The 20,176-nt window shown below is 60.2% G+C and carries 16 protein-coding genes; 12 read left to right on the top strand and 4 right to left on the bottom strand.

Annotated features, from left to right (window positions below; all coding sequences use genetic code 11):
- Genes PspTeo4_RS06665 through tssI form a run of 4 tightly spaced genes read right to left on the bottom strand, consistent with a single transcriptional unit; the run spans nt 1 to nt 7,186 of the window.
- Entirely contained in the window at nt 1-4,227 is a 4,227-nt protein-coding gene (locus tag PspTeo4_RS06665) for an RHS repeat-associated core domain-containing protein (RefSeq protein ID WP_322362916.1), read from the bottom strand.
- Nucleotides 4,228-4,231: 4 nt separating this feature from the next.
- On the bottom strand, nt 4,232-4,699 hold the full coding sequence (locus PspTeo4_RS06660; RefSeq protein WP_322362915.1) for a DUF1795 domain-containing protein: 468 nt from the start codon (nt 4,697-4,699) through the stop codon (nt 4,232-4,234).
- Nucleotides 4,700-4,733: 34 nt separating this feature from the next.
- Entirely contained in the window at nt 4,734-5,321 is a 588-nt protein-coding gene (locus PspTeo4_RS06655; RefSeq protein WP_322362914.1) for a hypothetical protein, read from the bottom strand.
- An 11-nt stretch (nt 5,322-5,332) separates the two neighbouring features.
- Nucleotides 5,333-7,186: a type VI secretion system Vgr family protein gene (tssI, locus tag PspTeo4_RS06650; protein WP_322362913.1), complete on the bottom strand. Its 1,854-nt coding sequence runs from the start codon at nt 7,184-7,186 to the stop codon at nt 5,333-5,335.
- A gap of 708 nt (nt 7,187-7,894) precedes the next feature.
- Here tssI and PspTeo4_RS06645 point away from each other — a divergent pair.
- The 12 genes from PspTeo4_RS06645 (at nt 7,895) to tssH (ending at nt 20,169) form a co-directional block, all read left to right on the top strand.
- Nucleotides 7,895-9,322, top strand: a complete 1,428-nt coding sequence (locus PspTeo4_RS06645; RefSeq protein ID WP_322362912.1) for a DUF6861 domain-containing protein — start codon at nt 7,895-7,897, stop codon at nt 9,320-9,322.
- An 8-nt stretch (nt 9,323-9,330) separates the two neighbouring features.
- The gene (locus PspTeo4_RS06640; RefSeq protein ID WP_322362911.1) at nt 9,331-9,594 is read left to right on the top strand and encodes a hypothetical protein; all 264 of its coding nucleotides are present in this window, start codon (nt 9,331-9,333) and stop codon (nt 9,592-9,594) included.
- 44 nt (nt 9,595-9,638) lie between these two features.
- Nucleotides 9,639-9,953: a hypothetical protein gene (locus tag PspTeo4_RS06635; RefSeq protein ID WP_322362910.1), complete on the top strand. Its 315-nt coding sequence runs from the start codon at nt 9,639-9,641 to the stop codon at nt 9,951-9,953.
- Nucleotides 9,950-10,252 carry an immunity protein Tsi6 family protein gene (locus PspTeo4_RS06630; RefSeq protein WP_322362909.1) on the top strand — a complete coding sequence of 101 codons (303 nt, stop codon included), beginning with the start codon at nt 9,950-9,952 and terminating at the stop codon, nt 10,250-10,252. The genes PspTeo4_RS06635 and PspTeo4_RS06630 overlap by 4 nt, the downstream gene beginning before the upstream one ends.
- A 40-nt stretch (nt 10,253-10,292) precedes the next feature.
- On the top strand, nt 10,293-10,589 hold the full coding sequence (locus PspTeo4_RS06625; RefSeq protein WP_322362908.1) for a hypothetical protein: 297 nt from the start codon (nt 10,293-10,295) through the stop codon (nt 10,587-10,589).
- A 768-nt stretch (nt 10,590-11,357) separates the two neighbouring features.
- A complete protein-coding gene (locus PspTeo4_RS06620; RefSeq protein WP_322362907.1) occupies nt 11,358-12,107 on the top strand; it encodes a hypothetical protein in 750 nt (249 codons plus the stop codon).
- 60 nt (nt 12,108-12,167) lie between these two features.
- Nucleotides 12,168-12,695, top strand: coding sequence for a type VI secretion system contractile sheath small subunit (gene tssB, locus PspTeo4_RS06615; RefSeq protein WP_322362906.1), 528 nt, complete (start codon nt 12,168-12,170; stop codon nt 12,693-12,695).
- Between the two features lie 14 nt (nt 12,696-12,709).
- The gene (gene tssC, locus PspTeo4_RS06610) at nt 12,710-14,212 is read left to right on the top strand and encodes a type VI secretion system contractile sheath large subunit (RefSeq protein WP_322362905.1); all 1,503 of its coding nucleotides are present in this window, start codon (nt 12,710-12,712) and stop codon (nt 14,210-14,212) included.
- A gap of 26 nt (nt 14,213-14,238) precedes the next feature.
- Nucleotides 14,239-14,721, top strand: a complete 483-nt coding sequence (gene tssE / locus PspTeo4_RS06605) for a type VI secretion system baseplate subunit TssE (RefSeq protein WP_322362904.1) — start codon at nt 14,239-14,241, stop codon at nt 14,719-14,721.
- Nucleotides 14,721-16,541, top strand: coding sequence for a type VI secretion system baseplate subunit TssF (gene tssF, locus PspTeo4_RS06600; protein WP_322362903.1), 1,821 nt, complete (start codon nt 14,721-14,723; stop codon nt 16,539-16,541). Before tssE ends, tssF begins: the two co-directional genes overlap by 1 nt.
- On the top strand, nt 16,505-17,575 hold the full coding sequence (gene tssG / locus PspTeo4_RS06595; RefSeq protein WP_322362902.1) for a type VI secretion system baseplate subunit TssG: 1,071 nt from the start codon (nt 16,505-16,507) through the stop codon (nt 17,573-17,575). The genes tssF and tssG overlap by 37 nt, the downstream gene beginning before the upstream one ends.
- Nucleotides 17,572-20,169, top strand: a complete 2,598-nt coding sequence (gene tssH / locus PspTeo4_RS06590) for a type VI secretion system ATPase TssH (RefSeq protein ID WP_322362901.1) — start codon at nt 17,572-17,574, stop codon at nt 20,167-20,169. The genes tssG and tssH overlap by 4 nt, the downstream gene beginning before the upstream one ends.
- Nucleotides 20,170-20,176 lie beyond the last annotated feature (7 nt).

The raw sequence follows: 20,176 nt of genomic DNA, 5'->3' as shown, positions 1-20,176 counted from the left end.
TCAGTTTCCAAAAATACCTTCGAGAACCCGCTCACCCTTACGATACACATCATACGTTATCGACGTAGGTCGAGTACCGCCATTGCCGTAGATAAAGTTAAGTTCAACATCTACAGCACCTTTCTTATTAACTAGACTTGCAACTTGCGCCTCAAAGGCACGGAACTGCCCTCGGTTAATTCCTTTAAGCTGGGGGAACACACCATCTTTGCCACCAGAACCTCCGAGAAGTTTACCAATTATGTGCCCTGCGTCGTCATCAGGATTACCCATCATCCGAGCCCAGGCTCTTGACGATTCGTTCGTTGCAGTCCCCGTCTTCAAATCACCTTTCGTGATTGTAGCCGTTGCCTTCAAAGGTTGACCGGCCACACCACGAGTCACATTTGTTGTTACACACCAACCAAGAGGGTCAAGCCACCGGTTTGCGTTCGGAGCATAACTGTAAAGATTAATCCCTCCTGAAAGCCCGATTGGATCTTGTGTGACAAACCGTCCATTTTCAGGGTCATAGTAACGGAACGTATTGTAATGCAGCCCCGTCTCACCATCGAAATACTGCCCCTGAAACCGCAGGTTCTGCTCAACGAGATTGACAGCTAACTGCTCTACCTCCCCCCACGACCGATACGTCGCCTGCCAGACAATCTGCCCATCACTATCGGTCATTTCCAACGGCGTACCAATCTGGTCAGTATGGAAGTAGTAAAGCTTCCGCTCTTCCCCCTCAGCCTGATCGACACGCGCCAGCGGCGCATAACTCCCCGGTTCATAGAAGTACAAGGTGCTCTGCCCCGGCACTTCCTCGCGCAGCATCCGCAACCCTTGCCAAAGGAAACGCTTGTGCTCGACCTGGCCCTTGATCTCCGATTGCTTGGCAATCCGTCGCCCTAAACTGTCGTAACGATAGGCACCCGTGCTTTCCAGCTTACCCGCCACCCAGGTTTCCGCCCGCACCAGCCGGTTCTCACTGTCATAGGCAAAATGCTGCAACTTGCTGTGCCCCGAGCGCTTCTCGATCAGGTTACCCCAAGGGTCGTAGCGGTACTCCTGATCCCGCCACTGCTTGATGCGGTTGTCCTTGACCTTGTCGAACTGCCGGGCATTGAAGTCCAGTCGGTTGGCGGCGGCGTCGTAGCGGAACTCTTCGCTGCCAATCAGTGAGCCGGTATCCCGACTGCGCAACTGGCCGTTGGCTTCGTATTCGTATTTGATCTCGCCGCGCAATTTGTCCAACGTGCGTACCAACTCTCCGGCCGGGTCGTACTGGTAACGGCGGTGAATCGGGTTGTAGGCGTGTTGCACCAGCAGTTCCGGCTGAATACCCGTGTTCTGGATCTGCGAGAGCTTTTCCGCCGGCAAGATGGAGGCAAACTGCCAAGCCTTGCGCCCCATGGCGTCGTAGCCGAAGCAACTGGTCAGCTTGCCTTGCGTGCGGTACACCTCGCGGTGCAGGTCATCGCGCTCGATGTCGCTGATGACCTGGCCGTCGAGGTTGAGCTGGTGCAGGTGGCCGCTGCCGTAGTACAGGTGGTTGACCTTGCGGCCGTCCGGCAGGGTTAAGGTGGTCAGGTTGCTGAGCGGGTCGTACTCGTACTTCAGTGTGCCGCTGGAAGTAACTTCCTCGGTCAGCCGACCCAACAGGTCGTAGGCATACTCAAGCTTTTCTTCGGTGATGCCCAATTGCTTGGCGGTACTGGTGGGTTGGCGCTGGATACTCAGCAGCCGGTCGCCATCGTCGTACTCGAAGTCCTGCCGGCCATCTCGGTTAACCTTGGCAATGAGTCGCCCAATAGCATCCCGCTCGAACAGCGTATTACGCTCAGGCCGTTCGGCATTGTCGCCGTAGCCGATCTCATCGAGCCGGGTCAGGTGTCCGCCGTCGTTGTAGCTGAAGCGTCGGGTCAGGTTGTCGACCCGCACTTCTTCCGCCAGCCGGTCCGAGGCATCGTAAGCAAAGCGATAAGCCGCGTTGTTCTCGTTTACCAGCGCGGTCAGGCGCAGTGCCTTGTCGTACTCGTAACGAATCTGCTGCCCCTTGGCATCCTGGCGGCTGCTCGGCAAGCCGCGAGACGTACGTTGCATACGCGTGACCTGGCCCTTGCCATCGGTATGGCTCAGCACCTGGCCGAGGGTGTTGTAGCTAAAGGTTTCCGAAGTGCCATCCGGATGTTGGATGCGCAGCACTTCACCGTCAGGCTTGCGCTCCAGGGTGGTGGTCTGGTTCAGCGCGTCGGTCACCGCCACCAGATACTGGCGATCGTCATAGCGGTAATGGGTGCTTTTGCCCGAGCAGTCCTCGAAACGCTCAACCTGGGCATAGGCATTCCACCACAGGTACTTCGACTTGTAGGTCGCATCAATAATGGTATGCGGCAGGCCGTCTTCGCCGTTGAGGTACTCTGTCTTGTGCCCTAGCGGGTCAGTCTCGGCGATCAGGTTGCCCTTGCCGTCGTAGCGGGACTTCCACACGCTGCCATCTGGAAAGCGGGTTTCAGTCACCAGCGGCGTGGCCAGGTGGTGCTTGTAGCTGATCTTGCGGCCCAGCGGGTCGGTTTCTTCAACCAGCCTGCCGAAGTCATCGTACTTGAGCCCTAGCTGATTGCCGTCCGGCAAAGTGAAGGCGACGATGTTGCCGTACGAATCGAACTCGATGCCATAGCGTTCGCCGCCGAAATCTCGGCTGGCGATAACGCGGTTGTCTTCGTTGTAGCGGATTTCAAGCTCTCGGCCCAGCACATCGGTTGCCCAGCTAGTACGTTGGGCGAAGTCATAGCGGAAATGGTAGTGCTCGCCATCGCTCGTCCAATGTTCGACTACACGGGGTTTGTCGTTCAGGGCCTGCCAGCGGTACTCGCAGATCAAGCCAAGGGCATTGCTGTGGCGAACCATCAGGTGTTCAGCGTACTGGAAGCGACGAACCGAATCGCCATTACGGTTGATGACTTCGGCCAGTTGGCCGTTGTCGTCATAGCGATAACGTACCAGCGTTTCCACTGCCTGCTTGTCGACGATGCGTTTGACGTCGGTCAAACGCCCCAGGGGGTGGTCGTAATGCAGGTGGACCCGCACACCGCCCGGCGCACTGATATCAGTCAGGCGATCATCGCTGTCACGGGTGAAATGCAGATAATGGCCCAGCGCGTTTTCAAGGCGCTGCAGCGGCACGGCGCTGTTGGTGTCCGGTACTTCACCGAAGTAGAAAAACACATTATCCAAAGTCTGCAGCAGATAATGCCCACCTTCGGTACGGATCAGGTGAACTTTCTCATTGGGGTTATAGATGCTTTCGCCCGGTTCCAAATCAATGAACGGAACACTGCGTCCCTGATTATCAGTGTAATAAACGAACCCTCCGCTACGGCGCAGGCTTTGTTCCCAAGGCAGCACCCAGCCCTGGCCCAAGACGCTATCGACCGCCAGGTCGCTGGCGTAGAACCGCGCCCATTCGATTGGCATCATCCCCGGCAGTACAAAATCGGTTTCATGGGCCAACAGCTTGCGGCCGTTAGTCATATCTACAGGGTTGCCGGTAAAGCCGCCAATCGCTCGCTCAATTGCTGGGCCTACAATGAAGCGCCCCGCAAGATAGCTACCGGCGATCGTGGCGCCAGTTTGCAGCGCGCAGGGGCCTGCAGCCTTGAGGCCCGCCTGCAGTCCCAAGCGGGCAACTGCGAGCACCGCTCTGCCCATGGAAGCAGCGATCATCAGTATGTCGACGGTGACACGCAGCCATTCGGGAACTTCTTCGTTGACCGGCAGATAACGATGCGTTCCCCCGCCAATGAACACATTGTTCGAGCCACCAGAAATCTTCGCACCGCAGGTGAGCTTGTCACCCTTGCGTGCGGCAGCTACGCCGTTGATGAATACATTCGAAGACCCTTCAGCTACCTGCACTGGTGGTGGGTGCTTGTCGCACGTAGCGGTGCTCAGCTCGGCGTGGGCAGCATTGCGCTTGTTGATGAACACATTGGTCGAACACCCGGCAAGCTGTATCTGCCCTGCCGGTGAACTAAACATTGAGCCAAATTTCTCGCCTAGCATCGGTAACAGGCCTGCGCCCAAGCCTATGGCCGCGCCAAGCAGAAAACCGCCAAGGCCAGCAGTACAAATGGTAAAGGCTGCGGCGGTCGCGATCGCAAGCCCAACCACTGCTCCGGCAAGAAATCCGGCCAAAGCGCCGGTGTGTTCGACCTCGTCACCCCAACGCGCTGCTTCAAACATAAGCTCAGTCCTGGGTGTCGTTTTCAGTCGATGCAGTGGCATCCCGGCGCGGTTGGAAGCTGTTCAAAAGCTGCAACCAGCTCTCGTTTTGCCCGCCACTGAAGTCTTTCTGACTGGTAGTGGAGAACACCAGGATGCGCCCTGGGGCAATTTCAAAGGCTGCCTGGCGTTGATACACCGGCCGGCCTTCATTCATGTAGTAGCCCTCAATCTGGACCCCGGCCAAGGACTGACTGGAAGACAACTGCGCAGGTTTCTTGGCCAGAACGGTGTAGCCGCGCAGTTTTGCTGCGATTAGTTTCACCTGGCGGTTCACATAGGCCTGGAGATCTTCGGCGGGCAGAAGGTTGTCACGAGAAAGGGTGATGTTCAGTGGCGCGGGAATGTTGTTGCCCAGAATGAACATGTTCACCGTTCGGTCCTGAAAGCCGTCCGGCAACGTGATAGATCCTTCTTGAAGCTGGTAATCCATTGTTTGAAATTCCATTAAAACGGGGAAAATGGCCTTACTGCGCGGTCATTCCGGCAAGCATGGCGTCGAACTCGATCAACCAGTCAGCCATGCGCGACTGGTCAGGGTTGATTTGTGTGGAAACGTCCAGCCATTGACGTGGCGCACCCTCGTCATTACTGATAATTGCGCACACGCTGCGCCCATGCCGACGCTCCTGGCCTGAGGTGAACACGTAATCGACCGCGATTGCCGAGTGCCCCGCCAATAACGCCTCGCCCTGACGAACCAGCGTCATATCAACATGCCGCTCGCGCAGGTTCTTCACATACAGCTCCACCGCATGCGGCAGGTCCAGCCCCTCTGGCGCGCGCCTGTAGCGCGCCGCAAAGGTGGCTTCGCAACCGGCCAGCTCAAGGGTGGTTTCGATACTGCGAAAGCCACAGCCTTCAGGCATCTGCAGATGCAAGCCCGCAATTCGCAATGCATTTTGTTGTGCATTGAGAGGCAACACAGGAACAGCTATTGGCATCCGACTCTGGGCTTCGGCAGCCTCACGCTCCTGCTCGGCCTGTTGCCGTGCCAATGCTTCGGCTGCCTCACGCTTCTGAGAAATTCTGTCGTAGATGCTGGCTCTGGCCATCTGCAAACGCCCTACTCGTTGATGTCGACACGGTCACCTTTGACGAAGGTGTTCTTACCGAGGATGTCGATGTTTTCAGCTTGGATGGTGATGTTGTTGGGCGTCATCTTGATCGTGCTCGTACCCACCTGAAGCAGGATGCTTTCGTTGGCTCCGATCTGAATGAACTTCTGGTCTACCTGTAAGGTGTAGGAGCCCTCCTGGATCTGGACCGAGGTGTCCTTCTTGACCACCTCGGTATGCGTCCCACCCACCGTGATCCTGCGGTTGTTCCCCACATCGTGGGTCTCATCCAGCTCGATCTCGGTGTCCATGTTGCGCTCGGCGTGCATGATGATCTGCTCGGCGCCGGCCTTGTCTTCGAAGCGGAAGAAGTTCGCGGTACCGCCGTCGCCCTTCATCGAGCGGGTCAGGAACCCGCTTTGGGTCTTGTTCGCCGGCAGCGACCAGGGTGGGGTGTTGCTGCTGTTGTACAGGCTGCCCATGATCAACGGGCGGTCGGGGTTGCCGTCGAGGAACACCACCACCACCTCGTCACCCACCCGGGGAATCTGGATGCTGCCGAAACCACCGCTGGCGCCGGATTGCGCCACGCGCACCCAGCATGAGCTGTGGTCGTTGTACTTGCCGTTGCGGTCCCAGTGGAACTGGATCTTCACCCGGCCCAGTTCGTCGGTGAAGATCTCCTCGCCTGGCGGGCCGACGATGATCGCGGTCTGCGGGCCGGAGATGGTCGGCTTGGGTGTGCTCAGCTGCGGGCGGAACGGGATTTTCTTGCGCACGCAACTGAAGGTGTTGAAGTAGCTGGCCTGCTGGCCGCTGAGGTAGTTGTTGTGGCCTTCGCTTTCCACGCTCATCAGCAGGAACTGGCGGTCTTCGACGGCGCCCTGCTCGTGGGCGTAGTGCTGCAACAACTCGAAGGTGTAGCCCGGCTTCATGGCGCGGCAGTTGCTGGCGCCTTCGAATTTCTTGCCGCGCAATTCCAGTGCTTCGATACGCAGGCGCAACAGGGTTTCGCCTTCGTCGTAGGTGCCGTGGGTGTACTGGCCGGGGAAGTCGTAGATTTCGAAGGTCTCGACTTCGCCTTGCTTGTTGACGCTGTTCATCGCCACCGGCAGGCGGTTGCTGGGCTGGCGGTAGTCGAAGGTCTGCGTGGCCATCTTGCCGGACTGCAGCTGGCGGTTACCGCTCCACTGGGTGATGGAGTCGGCGGTCTCGGTGACCGAGGCGCTGTGGAAGCGGATCTGCGGCTGCTCGGGCAGGTCGACGAGGGTGCTGGAGTCGTCGCAGATGATCATGGTGTGGCCTTCGGCGGTGTGCTCGAAGTAATAGAACATGCCCTCTTCCTCCAGCAGGCGCTGGACGAAGTTGAAGTCGGTTTCGCGGTACTGGGTGATGTAGGTGTAGCGCTTCTGCGGGCGGGTCAGGCGGAACTCGTGGCGGGAAAACGCCGGGCACAGGGCGAACACTTCGGTGACCACTTCCTCGACCGTATTGCCCTGGAAAATCCGTGTGTCGAAGCGGTTCTTGAGCATCGAGAACCAAGGGTTGAGGGTGGCGGTGTAACGGGCCATGCCACCGTCGCTGCCGATGCTGGCAAAGCGTGTGAGGTAACCGGTGATGTAGCGCGGGCCACCTTCGGACAGTTCGATTTCGATGCTTACCTGCTGGCCCATCATCGACTTGAGCGGCACACCGGAATCTTCGCACACCAGCAGCAGTTCGTAGTTGAAGGCACGCGACAGGGCCTCGACGCCCTTGAAGGTTTCGAGCAGCAGTTGCTGTTCGGGGTTGGCCAGGTTGTGAAACTTGAACAGACGGCGGTTCTGCGGCGACAGCAGCATCGAGGCCAGGTCCATGATCATCACGTATCTCCTTGAAAGCACGGCCAGCACGCTCATGCGATGCTCAGCTACAACTCAGTTCGTGCGGGCGCTCTGGTGCGCATCACGCGCGCGCGTCCCGCGCCAATCTGCGACTGCAAGCACTTCTGAAAGTGCCATGGCTCGCCGTCGATAATGCGACTTGCATCACACTTCTGAACGCCGGGCAGCCAGAAAGGCCCAAAGGAGACACCGGTGAATGCTGCCCTGTCAACTCGCGCAAGCCCGCGAACTCTGTGGGTTGCAGCGCTCAAGCCCAATGCCAAATAGCCATCATCTCGGCGTTTTTTCCTACATCGCCGACTGCTGTGCATCAGCGTGCATCGATTGCCACATAAGGGTTTGCGGCTGTGTATCCCCGACACTGAAAATGCGCTGTATTGCGTTCGCGACAACACGCCCAGATAGCCCTCAGGGCCACCTGGGGTTTGGCGGAAAAATGTTTCATAACGTGGACTGCTTCACCTTTTTCGCATTTTGTTGCCAGGCGCTCTGGTTCATCCGGGTCACGCAAAGCCCGGCGCGGGCGGCAGATTCACAGCCATGCCAGCAAGCAATGCCTATTTGCCATCATTGATGATCCGCGCCATGACGCGAAAAATGCGTGCCCTGCGGAATCTTTCTTGAGTGCATGCGGGTCAGAAGAACGCACGAGCGCACTGCTTTCATCCAGGGACTTTGATGTAAAAAATGGACCTTTTAGCCAACATCCCCAGCTGGGGAGATATCGAGCGCAACCTCGAACAGAAATTCAGCGAACTGAACCAAAGCGTCGATAGCGGCCTGAACAGCGCCCATGACGCGTGGGACGGTTTCAGCCGGCGCGTCGGCAATGGCGCCAACCAGGCCTATGGCTACCTCGGTGGCCATCGCATCGACAACGTGCGCCAGGCCATGACCCTCTCCTACCCGATCATCCAGGACAACCTCAAGCGCAAGTGGTCCTCGATCGGCATCGAGCAGATCCTGCCGGTGTTGCTGCAACTGGTCAAAGAAGTGTCGATGATCCTCGGTGGCAGCGTGGCCGTGGGCTCGCTGGCCGGGGGTGTCGCGGGGGCGTTCGCCTTCGGTGTGGGCGCAGCGCCGGGCGCCGCAGCGGGGGCTGGTATCGGCCTGCAGGTGGGTAACCTGATTCTCATGGGGCTTGGGCTGCACGCCATTGCCGAGTATTTCTATCAGGGCCTGCCCAACTGCCTTGCGACGCTGCAACAGGGCATGGCCACTGCCTGGTTCGCCGAAGACGGCCTCAAGCCGGCAGGTCTGGACCCAAGCGGCGGCGCTGCGGCACAAAGCCAGGACCGCATCGAACAAGCTGCCCGCCAACTGGCCCGAGGCCAGGAGCAATTGGTGCTGCTGTTGCTGACGGCCATCGTCACCTACCTGACCCGTGGGCAGATGAAGGCCGGCTTGATGAGCAGCATGGACAGCATTGCCGCGCGCAGCGCCAAGCTGCAGGCGGATATTTCCAACCGGCAGTTGGCGGCATGGCTGGCGAAGAACGAGCAGAAGCTGTTGGCGCAGCCGGAGTTGCAGGCCAAAGAAGTGACACCGCTCAAGCGCAGCGAGCCAGAGCTTCAACCGCTTGTCGAGCAGGCCGTTGAACAGCCGATGGCAAAGGGTGCGCAACTGCTGAAGCCGAAGTACAAGCCAGGCTTCACAGAAGCCGATATCCTGGCTATCGCCAAAGGGGAAAGACCAGACCCCACAACCTATCTGGACCCCGATTACGTCGCTCAACATCTGGCCCAGTTCGACAATGGCGCCTCACGTTTCATGACGCAAACCAACCTCGAAAAATACGGCATTGCTCAACGGGATGGCACATCATTCATAATGCCCGGCCATGAAGCGAGCGAGCTGTTTGCCAATACCGCCGGCGATAAACGTGCCCTTGAAAAGGCACTTGGGCTACCCGACGATTTCCTGGAAACCAATACATTGGTACGTGTCGATATCCCCGACCCAAGGCAGTTGAACCTGCGCATTCCGTCAGGGAACGAAGCAGGCGCCAACGAGTTCTGGATCCCCGGCGGCAAGCTTCCCGACGGAAACAGCGAAGCCGTGATCGATGCCGGCGCTATTTCTGCGGAGTTGTTCCGCACAACCCCCCTATTCTAAGGTTCACCATGAAATTCAAAGACCTTTTTGTCAGCCGCCAGCACATGTTCTCCATGGGTATTGAAGAAGACTCCGGACAGCACTTTGTATCCTTCCCGGTCAGTAACGGCATGGTGGACTACGAGGAGTACTATGCCGTTGACCCGCAGACGTTCCAGCGGTTTCTGGATGACCCTGACGCAGCCCTTGCCTTTGTCATGAAATGCCGCCGCAGAGAGCTGGATGAGTTGCTGATCATCAAACCAGGGACGAATCGCGGCACTGCCATTTAGAGCAAGCCCACGCTTTTCCAGGCGTTAGTAACCAGGCAAACATCATGAATATCGACGCCCTGCATCACGCCGCCACACAGCTACGCAAGCTGTTGGAGCACCATCAAATGCGCGAACCGCTCGCCGCGGACCTGCTGCACGCCCTTGGCAATTTGATTGCGCGAGCCGAGCGAGAAGAAATTACCGTGCCTATGGAGCCAGGAGACATTCCGGGGCACCGCTACTTCACGGAAACCAACCTGGGTGGATATACCGAGCTCGAAGCCGCTTACTCGGTATTTTACGTAGAGCTGATTGACGCCAGAAGCTCGGAAGCCTTCAAAAAGCTTCAAGCAAACATGAACAACCCTGATCGATGAAGCCCTCCTCACCACTTGAGTACCTGGACAGCGCACTCATGCTCGTAACCGAGCGGCGAAATCAGACCCCGGGCTTTCCGGTGTACGCGACTGTCATCGATCAGTTGAAATACATCAGGGCCGTACTCGACGGCACCGAAAAGGACAAATCCAAGCTACACAGGCTCACGATCGGCGCCATTGCCAGCAAAGAGTTCGAGCCCACAGACAAGGAGCTTGCGGTGGCCTTGTCTCACGTTTACTACATCGCAGAACAGTGCGCCAATGGCTTGAAAATTCGCCTGCCTGGGGAGCGCTGAGTGGAATCCGGGCATGGCGAAATACAGTGAAGGAGCGAGCATGACCAATCACGAACTCGTCGACCTGCTTAAAACGCTTTCAGCCATCTACCATCGAGAAGGCTGTTTCGACTTCGACGCAGGGATTGGTTCAATGATCGACCTGCTCTCCAGAAGCCCGGACCAGAGTGGCGCACTGTGGCAGCATGCCGCCTCGTCTTACAGAACCATGGCAGTGACCAAGTCCGGATTTTCCGATGTGTATGTCGATGCCGCTACAGCCCAGGAACGCGTGCTTGCCAATATCCAGCTCGATGGTATCCGGCAAACACTCTGGGAAACTTTCAAGCGAGCCTGAAGCCGCGCAATCCGGTTGTTGGTCACAGGGGCTGCTTGGCGCGAGAAATGCCGCGCCCGCGAGATCGAGCGCCGCCCGCGCGGCGCATCGCGAGCAAGGCTCGCTCCTACGTTCGTTTACGGCCAATAACGCCTGTGACAGGCGCGCGCGACCGCCTTGTTAGTTCGACGCGATACCGCGCCATGCACACAAGCGGTCGCGCGCAAATCCCACAGGAAAAACTGGCCCGAAACAAACGTAGGAGCGAGCCTTGCTCGCGATGCGCCGCACGGGCGGCGCTCGATTTTCGCACCACCAAAAAGCTCAAGTCAGGCCAATACATACTCCCACCGGGCAGCCACAGAGGCACATCCAACTGAGAGAAAACCTGGCCGCCCTGCGCCACATTCCGTCGCATTGCCATCATCGTTTCACCGTCCTCACCCGGTCCATCAGCAGGACGCCGGCGCCCGAAAATGAGACCTCGTTCACTTTTTGAAAAATATTTTTGACGCCATTTTCCAGGCATTTTTCAGCACCTCAAACCCCTTCCCTGCGGGCTAAAACCCCGATTTTCCGCACTCGAAACGGCCAACCAATAGCAATGAGACATCATTGCGCCCCATCACAAAACAGGGAAAAAATCGCGCCCCTCGCCGGAACTTCTTCCCCGGCGGGCTGCCCTACTCGGCATTGCTGGCAACTCAATATTCATGTGCCAGCACCCAGATTCAGGTCCGCGCCAACGGCGTTTTGGGACGAACACCAAGCTTCATGGACGATGTACCGATGACACAGACGTTTGACGTCGAAGCACTGATCAAGCTGCGTGGCCAGACGCGGGCGATTGCCGATGCGCTCAAGGCGCAGGCGTCCGATTATCTCGCCACCGTGGCGCCGTTGATCCGTCCGCAAACGCTGTTCGGCGAATACCTGCAGGGCGCGCAGCGCAGCAGCGGCCGCGAAACCCAGCACCACTTCCAGTCGCTGATCGAACTCTACGAACGCATCGGCTCGGCCACGCCTTTCCAACTGGTCAGCGAGCTGGAAGTACCGCTCAACCTGATCAGCACCACCCCCGAACTGTTCCCGCTGGAATACGACAAGGTCCTCGCGCCAAGCGGGCAGACCGTGCGTATCACCAGCCCGGTGCGCTGGGTGGTGGGCTTCAACGCATTCGACCTGGCCCACTTTCGCAACGTGGTCAAAGACCCCAATCGCAGCAGCGCCGAGCTGTACCGTTTCGTCGTGCACTACCTGGTGCTGTTCTACTGCCTGAGCAAGGCGCCGGGGCTGGGTCGGCTGTTCGATGGGCTGCGCTTCGCGCTGAGTTTCGAGCGCCTCAAGGGCTTCGGCGATCTTCCGTTCTGCATCATCAGCTCGCCCCTGCGTTCGGAACTTCCCGACGATTCGGTCATCCGTAGCAGCACGCAGATCGCCGGCAACGCCAGCTTCGAAGAGCTGGTGAGCCGCGACAACATCATGGAAATGAACGACGACATCCGTCAGCGCCTGCTGCTGACGATCGAAGGACTGTAACGCGCGCCCCACCGGGGCCGCGCAATGATTCGCAGCGCATCGCATGCATTGGAGAACACGATGGCGAAGAAGGAAAGTACCCAGCACAAACTCGACCGCGTCCGCTCGCCTCGGGTCCACATCACCTATGACGTGGACATCGGCGATGCCATCGAGAAAAAGGAACTGCCCTTCGTTGTCGGGGTGCTCGGTGATTTCTCCGGCAACCCGCTCGAGCCGTTGCCCAAGCTGAAAGACCGCAAGTTCGTGTTCATCGACCGCGACAACTTCAACGGCGTGCTCAAGGGCATCAAGCCACGCCTGACCTACCGCGTCGACAACACCCTGGCCAAGAACGGCACCCAGCTGGGCGTCGAGCTGAACTTCAACAGCATGGAAGACTTCGAGCCACAGAACGTGGTCAAGCAGGTCGAGCCGCTGCGCAAGCTGCTGGAGGTGCGCAACAAGCTGGCGGACCTGCGCAACAAGATGGGCGGCAACGACAAGCTCGAAGAGCTGCTGATGGACGTGCTGCAAAACACCGAGAAGCTGAAAACCCTGGGCAAGGAATTCGGCCGCGAAGCCGCAGCCGCCGACGGTAAAGAGTAAGCAGGAGCCAGACGATGACCGACAAGCAAACACTGCCACAACAGGACACCGACCTGGTCGAGGTGGAAAACTTCGCACCCCAGTCCTCGCTGCTCGACAGCATCATCTCGCAAAGCCGTGTGGCCCGCTCCGAGACCGAGCGCACCCGCACCCGCGACCTGATCGGCGAACTGGTGAGCCAGGTGCTCGAAGGCGAAATGACGCCGAGCAAGGATTTGATCGCCGTGCTCGATGCGCGCATCGCCGAAATCGACGCCATGCTCTCCGAGCAGATGAACGAGATCATGCATGCCCGTGAGTTCCAGCAGCTGGAAGCCTCCTGGCGTGGCCTGAAGTACCAGGTCGACCAGACCGAGACCAGCACCACGCTGAAAATCCACCTGCTCAACGCCTCGAAAAAAGACCTGGTGCGCGACCTCAAGGCCGCCTCCGAATTCGACCAGAGCGCGCTGTTCAAGAAAATCTACGAAGAAGAGTACGGCACCTTTGGCGGTGCACCGTTCGGCATGCTGATCGGGGACTACGAGTTCAACCGTAACCCCGAGGACATGTACCTGCTCGAAGAGGTCTCCCACGTCGCCGCCGCGGCCCACGCACCGTTCATTTCGGCAGCCTCGCCCGAGCTGTTCGGCTGGGACTCGTTCACCGACATGTCCGGCCCACGTGACCTGGCGAAAATCTTCGACACCGTCGAGTACGCCAAGTGGAAGTCGTTCCGCGCCTCGGAAGACTCGCGCTACGTCGGCCTCACCCTGCCCCACGTGCTCGGCCGCCTGCCCTATGGCCCCGATACCACGCCGGTGGAGGAATTCAACTTCGTCGAGAATGTCGACGGCCGCGACCACGACAAGTACCTGTGGATGAACGCCGCCTACGCCCTCGGCACCCGCGTGACCGACGCTTTCTCGCGCTACGGCTGGTGCGTGGCGATTCGCGGCGTGGAAGGTGGCGGTCTGGTCGAAGGCCTGCCGACCCACACCTTCAACACCGATGACGGCGAAATTGCCCTCAAGTGCCCGACCGAAATCGCCATCACCGACCGCCGCGAAAAAGAGCTGTCGGACCTTGGCTTCATTCCGCTGGTGCACTGCAAGGGCACCGACTACGCCGCCTTCTTCGGCACCCAGTCGACGCAGAAGCAGAAGCAGTACAACACCGACATCGCCAACGCCAACGCACGCCTGTCGGCCCAGCTGCAGTACATCTTCGCCACCTCGCGCATCGCCCACTACATGAAGGCGATCATGCGCGACAAGATCGGCAGCTTCGCCTCGCGCAAGGACGTGGAACTGTTCCTCAACAAATGGCTGGCCAGCTATGTGCTGCTCGACGACACCGCGAGCCAGGAGGCCAAAGCCAAGTTCCCCCTGCGCGAAGCCCGCGCCGAAGTGTTCGAGGTACCGGGCAAGCCGGGCGTGTACAAGGCCGTGACCTACCTGCGCCCGCACTACCAGCTCGACGAACTGACCGCTTCGCTGCGCCTGGTCGCAGAGCTGCCGCAAGGCGCCCGCGGCTGACCGGCCCGTGTGTACAGGGATGACACATGAGTAACCAGGCCCGCCTGCTGCCCTCGCTGCTCGACCGACTGCTGGACGACCGTCCCTACCAGTCGGTCGACACCGCGTCGCAGCGCAGCTGCTCACTGGCCGAATACAAGGCCAGCATCGTTCGCGACCTGGAGATTCTGGTGAACACTCGCCAGTCCCTGGTCGCCGAGGAGCTCGAAGGCTACCCGCAACTCGGTGGCACCATCCTTGATTACGGGATGCCCGACTTCATCAGCAAGAGCGTGCTCGACCCGCAAGATCGCCGCGTCATCCAGCAACAGCTGGAAAAGGCGATCAGCACCGGCGACCGGCGCTTTCGCAAAGTGCGCGTTCAGCTAATGGCCCAGCAGAACGGCCACCGCATGTTGACCTTCCGGGTAGACGCCGTGCTGCGTCTGCAGGACGTCAGCCGCCACGTCTCGTTCGACGCGGTGCTGCAGGTCAACACCCAGGAATACAAAGTGCAGAACCTGAACTGATGCTCGACGAACTGCTGCCTTACTACGAAAAGGAACTGTCGCACCTGCGCTTCCTCGGCCAGGAGTTTGCCGCGCAGTACCCGAAAATCGCCTCGCGCTTGCTGATCGAGGGCGACAACTGCGAAGACCCGCATACCGAGCGCCTGATCGAGGCGTTCTCGTTCCTGTCTGCGCGGGTGCATAAAAAGCTCGACGATGAGTTCCCGGAAATCGTCGAATCATTTCTGGAAGTGCTTTACCCGCACTACCTGCGCCCTACCCCGTCGATGTCGATTGCCGAGCTGAGCCTGGGCAAGCACGAGAAGGTCACTGAAGCGTACCGCGTGGCTCGCCACACCGAAATGCAGGCCAGCTCCGCCGAAGGGGTGGTTTGCAAATTCCGCACCTGCTACCCCGTGGAGCTGTGGCCGATTGCCGTGCAACAGGCCTCGTTCGTCGAGCTGGAGCGCTCGGCATTCAACGGCCATAGCGCCGACCTGGTCGCGCGCCTGCGCATTGGTCTGAGCGCGAAAGGCGACGCCCGCTTCGGCCAGATGGAACTGGACAGCCTGCGGTTCTTCCTCGATGGCGAAGCCAGCGTGATGCTGCAGTTGTACGAACTGCTGTTCAACAACCTGGCCAAGGCCACCTTGTGCTTCCAGGACCAGGGGCGCAATCGCGAAGTGGTACTGCCCCAGGGTGCGATCAAGGCCGTGGGCTACGCCCGTGACGAAGGCCTGGTGGATTACTCAGAGCGTTCGTTCCTCGGCTATCGCCTGCTGCACGAGTACTTCACCTTCCCTGACAAGTTCATGTTCTTCGACCTGTCCGGCTTCGCCCGTATTCTGCAGGGCAAAGCGCTGGAACAGGTGGAGATCAACTTCTATTTCTCCGACTACGACCTCAGCGAGCGCCTGGCGCGGCTGACCCAGAACATCGGGCGCCACAACTTCAAGCTCAACTGCACGCCGATCATCAACCTGTTCCGCCAGCAGGCCGAGCCGATCAAGCTCACCCACACTCAGCACGAGTACCCGGTGACGCCGGACATTCGCCTGCACAACGCCGCCGAAGTGGTGTCCATCGACCGTGTGCGACGCGTGCGCAAGCTCGGTGGCATCGACCAGGTGGGCACTTGCCAGCCGTTCTTCGAGCCACGTGGCGAGCAGGACCAGGCCAACAGCTTCTGGATTGCCCGTCGGCGCAACCAGGGCGATGCCACCAGCGTGCAAATCCGCGTGGTCGACCGCGACCTGGAACTGATCGACGGCAACAGCGACACCCTGAGCATCACCCTCACCTGCAGCAACCGCGATATACCGCTGTCGCTGCCGTTCGGGGGTGAGCGCGGAGTGTTCAGCATTCCGGGCAATTCGGTGATCAGCGACATCCGCTGCCTGCGCAAGCCCACCGCCACAGTACGCGTGCCCTTGGGCAAGGGGCTGATCTGGCGGTTGATCTCGCACCTGTCGCTCAATCACCTGTCGCTGGTAGCCCAGGGTCGTGAAGTGCTGCTGGAGCTGTTGTCGCTGTACAACTACCGCAACGTCTCGGCCATCCGCAAACAGATCAACGGCATCAAGGCCATCAGCAGCGAACCGGTGGTGGCGCGAATCGGCCACCCACGGCCCAACTTCGTCAGGGGCGTGGGCATCACCCTGACCTTCGACGAGAGCCAGTACACCGGCAGTGGGGTGTTTCTGTTCGGCATGGTGCTGGACCACTTCTTTGGCCAGTACTGCTCGATGAACAGTTTCACCCAACTCAGCCTGCGCACCCTGCAACGTGAAAAGAGAGTCGTCCAATGGCCCGCACGAACCGGCGAACAGCCCCTGGTCTGATCGACCAGGCCCGAGCCGAGCCGTACCGATTCGAATTCTTTCAATTGGTGCGCCTGCTCCGCCTGCACTACAGCCGTACCGGGCGCATGGACCTGGCAACCCGGCCGCACGAAGACCCGCTGCGTTTTCGCTCACAGCTGTCGCTGGCGTTTCCGGCCAGCGAGGTCAGCGACCTGCAGTTCGAACGTGACGGCAAAGTGTCGCCGACCGGCTTGCCGCTGTCGGAAGTCCAGGTCACGTTCATGGGTTTGGTCGGGCCATCGGGCGTGCTGCCGCGCCCGTACACCGAGCTGCTGCTGGAGCGGCATGTCCAGCACCGCGACGATGCCGCCCATGCGTTTCTCGATATCTTTTCGCACCGCATGACCACGCTGTTCTACGAAGCGTGGCAGAAGTACAAGTTCCACATCGAACACGAGCGCAATGGCACTTCGGGCTTCGACCGTTACCTGCTCAACCTGGTGGGCCTGGGCCCACAGGCCCAGCAGCAGAAGTTCGAACGCCGGCCTTCGGCGCTGCGCCAGGACCTGTTCAGTTACTTTTCCGGGTTGCTGAGCCAGAAGCCGCGCAATGCGCTGAACCTTGAGGTAATGCTCGGCTTCTACTTCTCGTTGCCGTTCAAAGTCAGGCAGTTCGCAGGCCGTTGGTTGAATCTGGAGCCCGCGCAATGCACCCAGCTCGGCCGCAAGAACGCGCAGCTGGGCCACAGCGCGGTCGCCGGCCAGCGTGTCTGGGACTACCAGTCGTGCATTCGCATCGAAATCGGCCCTTTGACGCTTTCGAACTACCAGCGCTTTCAGCCGGGAACCGACGACCACCGCAAGCTGGTCGAACTGGTGCGCTTCTATATAGGTGCCGAGCTGGACTTCGAAATCGCCCCGCTGCTCAAACGCGAAGCCGTGCCGCCTGCCCGACTGGGCCGCACCGGCAATGTCGCCCTGGGTTGGCTGGGCTGGCTCAAACGCCCTGGCCGCGACGCGGAACCGTCCCGTTGCGCCGTCTTCCACATTCCTTACGATGGGGTCGCCTTGTGAACCTGAAGTCTCTGTTCGCCAAGCTCAATGAAACCAGCCGCACGGCCACCGAAAGCGCGGCGGCCCTGTGCCTGTCGGAACACCATTACGACGTCGAGGTGGAGCACCTGCTGCTGCAACTGCTCGACAACAGCGACAGCGACCTGCCGGCGATCCTGCGTCATTACCAGGTGGTGAGCGAGCGCTTGCAGGCGCAGTTGGTCACGGCGCTGGGCACCTTCAAGAAAGGCAACACCCGCACCCCGGCGCTGTCGCCACACATCACCCGCATGATCGAACAGGCCTGGCTACTGGCTTCGATCGAATTCGGTGTCGGCCAGGTGCGCACCGGCCACCTGCTGCAGGCCTTGCTCGACGACGCCGAACTGCGCCGGGTAGTGGTCGCCTCGGCCCCCGAGCTTGAGAAGATCAACGCCGATGACCTGCGCGTCAACCTTGCCGCCCTGGTCGAAGGCAGCGCCGAAACCAGGCTCGCCAGCCCCTTGGCCAGCCCGGCAGCGCCGGTGCTGGGTGCGGGCAAGGTCGGCGGCAAGACGCCGGCGCTTGACCAGTACACCGTCAACCTCACCCAAAGCGCTCGCGAAGGCCGCATCGACCCGGTGCTTGGCCGCGAGTTCGAAGTGCGCCAGATGGTCGACATCCTCACCCGTCGTCGCCAGAACAACCCGATCCTTACGGGCGAGGCCGGCGTGGGCAAAACCGCGGTGGTCGAAGGCCTGGCCCTGCGTATCGCCCAAGGTGATGTGCCGGCCGTGCTCAAGGATGTGGCCCTGCATACCCTGGACCTGGGCCTGCTGCAGGCCGGTGCCGGGGTCAAGGGTGAGTTCGAGAACCGCCTGAAGGCCGTGATCGAAGAGGTCAAGCGCAGCCTGCACCCGATCATCCTGTTCATCGACGAAGCCCACACCCTGATCGGCTCCGGTGGCCAGGCCGGGCAGAACGACGCCGCCAACCTGCTCAAACCCGCGCTGGCCCGTGGTGAGCTGCGCACCATCGCCGCCACCACCTGGGCCGAGTACAAGAAGTACTTCGAAAAGGACGCCGCCCTCGCCCGCCGCTTCCAGGTGGTCAAGGTCGAGGAGCCCGACGAAGACAAGGCCATCCATATGCTGCGCGGCCTGCTCGGCAAGATGCGCGAGCACCACAAGGTTGCAGTGATGGACGAAGCGCTGGTGCAGGCCGTACGCCTGTCCAGCCGCTACATCACCGGCCGCCAGTTGCCGGATAAAGCCGTCAGCGTGCTCGATACCGCTTGCGCGCGCATCGCCCTGGCGCAATCGTCGCAACCCGGCGCACTGGAAGACAGCCGCCGCCATATCGACAACCTGCAGGCTGAAATTGCCGTGCTTGGCCACGAAGCCGACAAGGGCCACGACCATGCCCGCCGCCTGGCCGAGTTGCAAACAACCCTGCAGGCCGAACAACTCCAGGAACAACGCCTGGCCGCACAATGGCAGCAGGAACTGGAGCTGGTCGAACAGCTCAAGGCCCTGGACAGCGCCAGCGAGGCCGACGCCCAGCAACTGAACGCGCTGCGTAGCGAACTGGCCCAGGTGCAAGGTGACCAACCGCTGGTGCATGCCCTGGTGGACGCCAGTGCCATCGCCCAGGTGATCAGTGGCTGGACCGGTATTCCATTGGGCAAGATGCTGCGCGACGAAATCGACACCGTGCAACGCCTGCCGGCCCTGCTCGGCGAACGCGTGCTGGGCCAGGACCATGCCCTGCACGAGATCGGCAAGCGCATCAAGATTTCCCGCGCGCGCATGGAAGACCCGAACAAACCCATCGGCGTGTTCCTGTTGCTGGGCCCAAGTGGCGTTGGCAAGACCGAAACCGCCCTGGCCCTGGCCGACACCCTGTACGGCGGTGAGCGCAACCTGATCACCATCAACATGTCCGAGTACCAGGAGGCCCACACCGTTTCCAGCCTCAAGGGCTCGCCACCCGGCTACGTCGGTTACGGCGAAGGCGGCGTGCTGACCGAAGCCGTACGGCGCAAGCCCTACAGCGTGGTGTTGCTCGATGAAGTGGAGAAAGCCCACCCCGATGTGCTGGAGCTGTTCTTCCAGGTGTTCGACAAGGGCGTGCTGGACGATGGCGAGGGCCGCGAGATCAACTTCCGCAACACGGTGATCATCCTCACCTCCAACACTGGCACCGAGCACATCATGCAGACCTGCCTGAATGTTCCAGTTCTGCCAGCACCGGAGACCATTGTTGAAGGCCTGCGCGACGAACTCAACCGGGTGTTCAAACCCGCCTTCCTGGGCCGCTTGAGCATCGTGCCGTTCTACCCGGTGCAGGACCAGATTCTCGAACGCATCGTCGGGCTCAAGCTCGAGCGCATCGCCAAGCGCTTCGCCCGCAACCACCAGGCCGAGCTCAGCTACGACCACGCCCTGGTCAAGGCCATTGCCGCACGCTGCACCGAAGTCGACAGCGGCGCGCGCAACATCGACAACATCCTGTCGCGCAGCCTGATGCCCGAGCTTGCCCAGCATGTGCTTGAACGCATGGCCCAGGACGCGCCAATCGAGCGCCTGACCGTAGAGCTGGGCAGCGACGGCGGTTTCGCCTATCGCCTGGCCTGAAGCAAAC

It is taken from the genome of Pseudomonas sp. Teo4 (assembly GCF_034387475.1).
Taxonomy (GTDB): Bacteria; Pseudomonadota; Gammaproteobacteria; order Pseudomonadales; family Pseudomonadaceae; genus Aquipseudomonas.
This window is presented reverse-complemented; position numbering and strand designations above follow the sequence as displayed.

Excerpts from the sequence above, each read along its gene's own strand:
- PspTeo4_RS06665 (WP_322362916.1), bottom strand. The coding sequence starts at position 4,227 with ATGTTTGAAGCAGCGCGTTGGGGTGACGAGGTCGAACACACCGGCGCT.
- PspTeo4_RS06660 (WP_322362915.1), bottom strand. The coding sequence starts at position 4,699 with ATGGATTACCAGCTTCAAGAAGGATCTATCACGTTGCCGGACGGCTTT.
- PspTeo4_RS06655 (WP_322362914.1), bottom strand. The coding sequence starts at position 5,321 with ATGGCCAGAGCCAGCATCTACGACAGAATTTCTCAGAAGCGTGAGGCA.
- tssI (WP_322362913.1), bottom strand. The coding sequence starts at position 7,186 with ATGATCATGGACCTGGCCTCGATGCTGCTGTCGCCGCAGAACCGCCGT.
- PspTeo4_RS06645 (WP_322362912.1), top strand. The coding sequence starts at position 7,895 with ATGGACCTTTTAGCCAACATCCCCAGCTGGGGAGATATCGAGCGCAAC.
- PspTeo4_RS06640 (WP_322362911.1), top strand. The coding sequence starts at position 9,331 with ATGAAATTCAAAGACCTTTTTGTCAGCCGCCAGCACATGTTCTCCATG.
- PspTeo4_RS06635 (WP_322362910.1), top strand. The coding sequence starts at position 9,639 with ATGAATATCGACGCCCTGCATCACGCCGCCACACAGCTACGCAAGCTG.
- PspTeo4_RS06630 (WP_322362909.1), top strand. The coding sequence starts at position 9,950 with ATGAAGCCCTCCTCACCACTTGAGTACCTGGACAGCGCACTCATGCTC.
- PspTeo4_RS06625 (WP_322362908.1), top strand. The coding sequence starts at position 10,293 with ATGACCAATCACGAACTCGTCGACCTGCTTAAAACGCTTTCAGCCATC.
- PspTeo4_RS06620 (WP_322362907.1), top strand. The coding sequence starts at position 11,358 with ATGACACAGACGTTTGACGTCGAAGCACTGATCAAGCTGCGTGGCCAG.
- tssB (WP_322362906.1), top strand. The coding sequence starts at position 12,168 with ATGGCGAAGAAGGAAAGTACCCAGCACAAACTCGACCGCGTCCGCTCG.
- tssC (WP_322362905.1), top strand. The coding sequence starts at position 12,710 with ATGACCGACAAGCAAACACTGCCACAACAGGACACCGACCTGGTCGAG.
- tssE (WP_322362904.1), top strand. The coding sequence starts at position 14,239 with ATGAGTAACCAGGCCCGCCTGCTGCCCTCGCTGCTCGACCGACTGCTG.
- tssF (WP_322362903.1), top strand. The coding sequence starts at position 14,721 with ATGCTCGACGAACTGCTGCCTTACTACGAAAAGGAACTGTCGCACCTG.
- tssG (WP_322362902.1), top strand. The coding sequence starts at position 16,505 with ATGGCCCGCACGAACCGGCGAACAGCCCCTGGTCTGATCGACCAGGCC.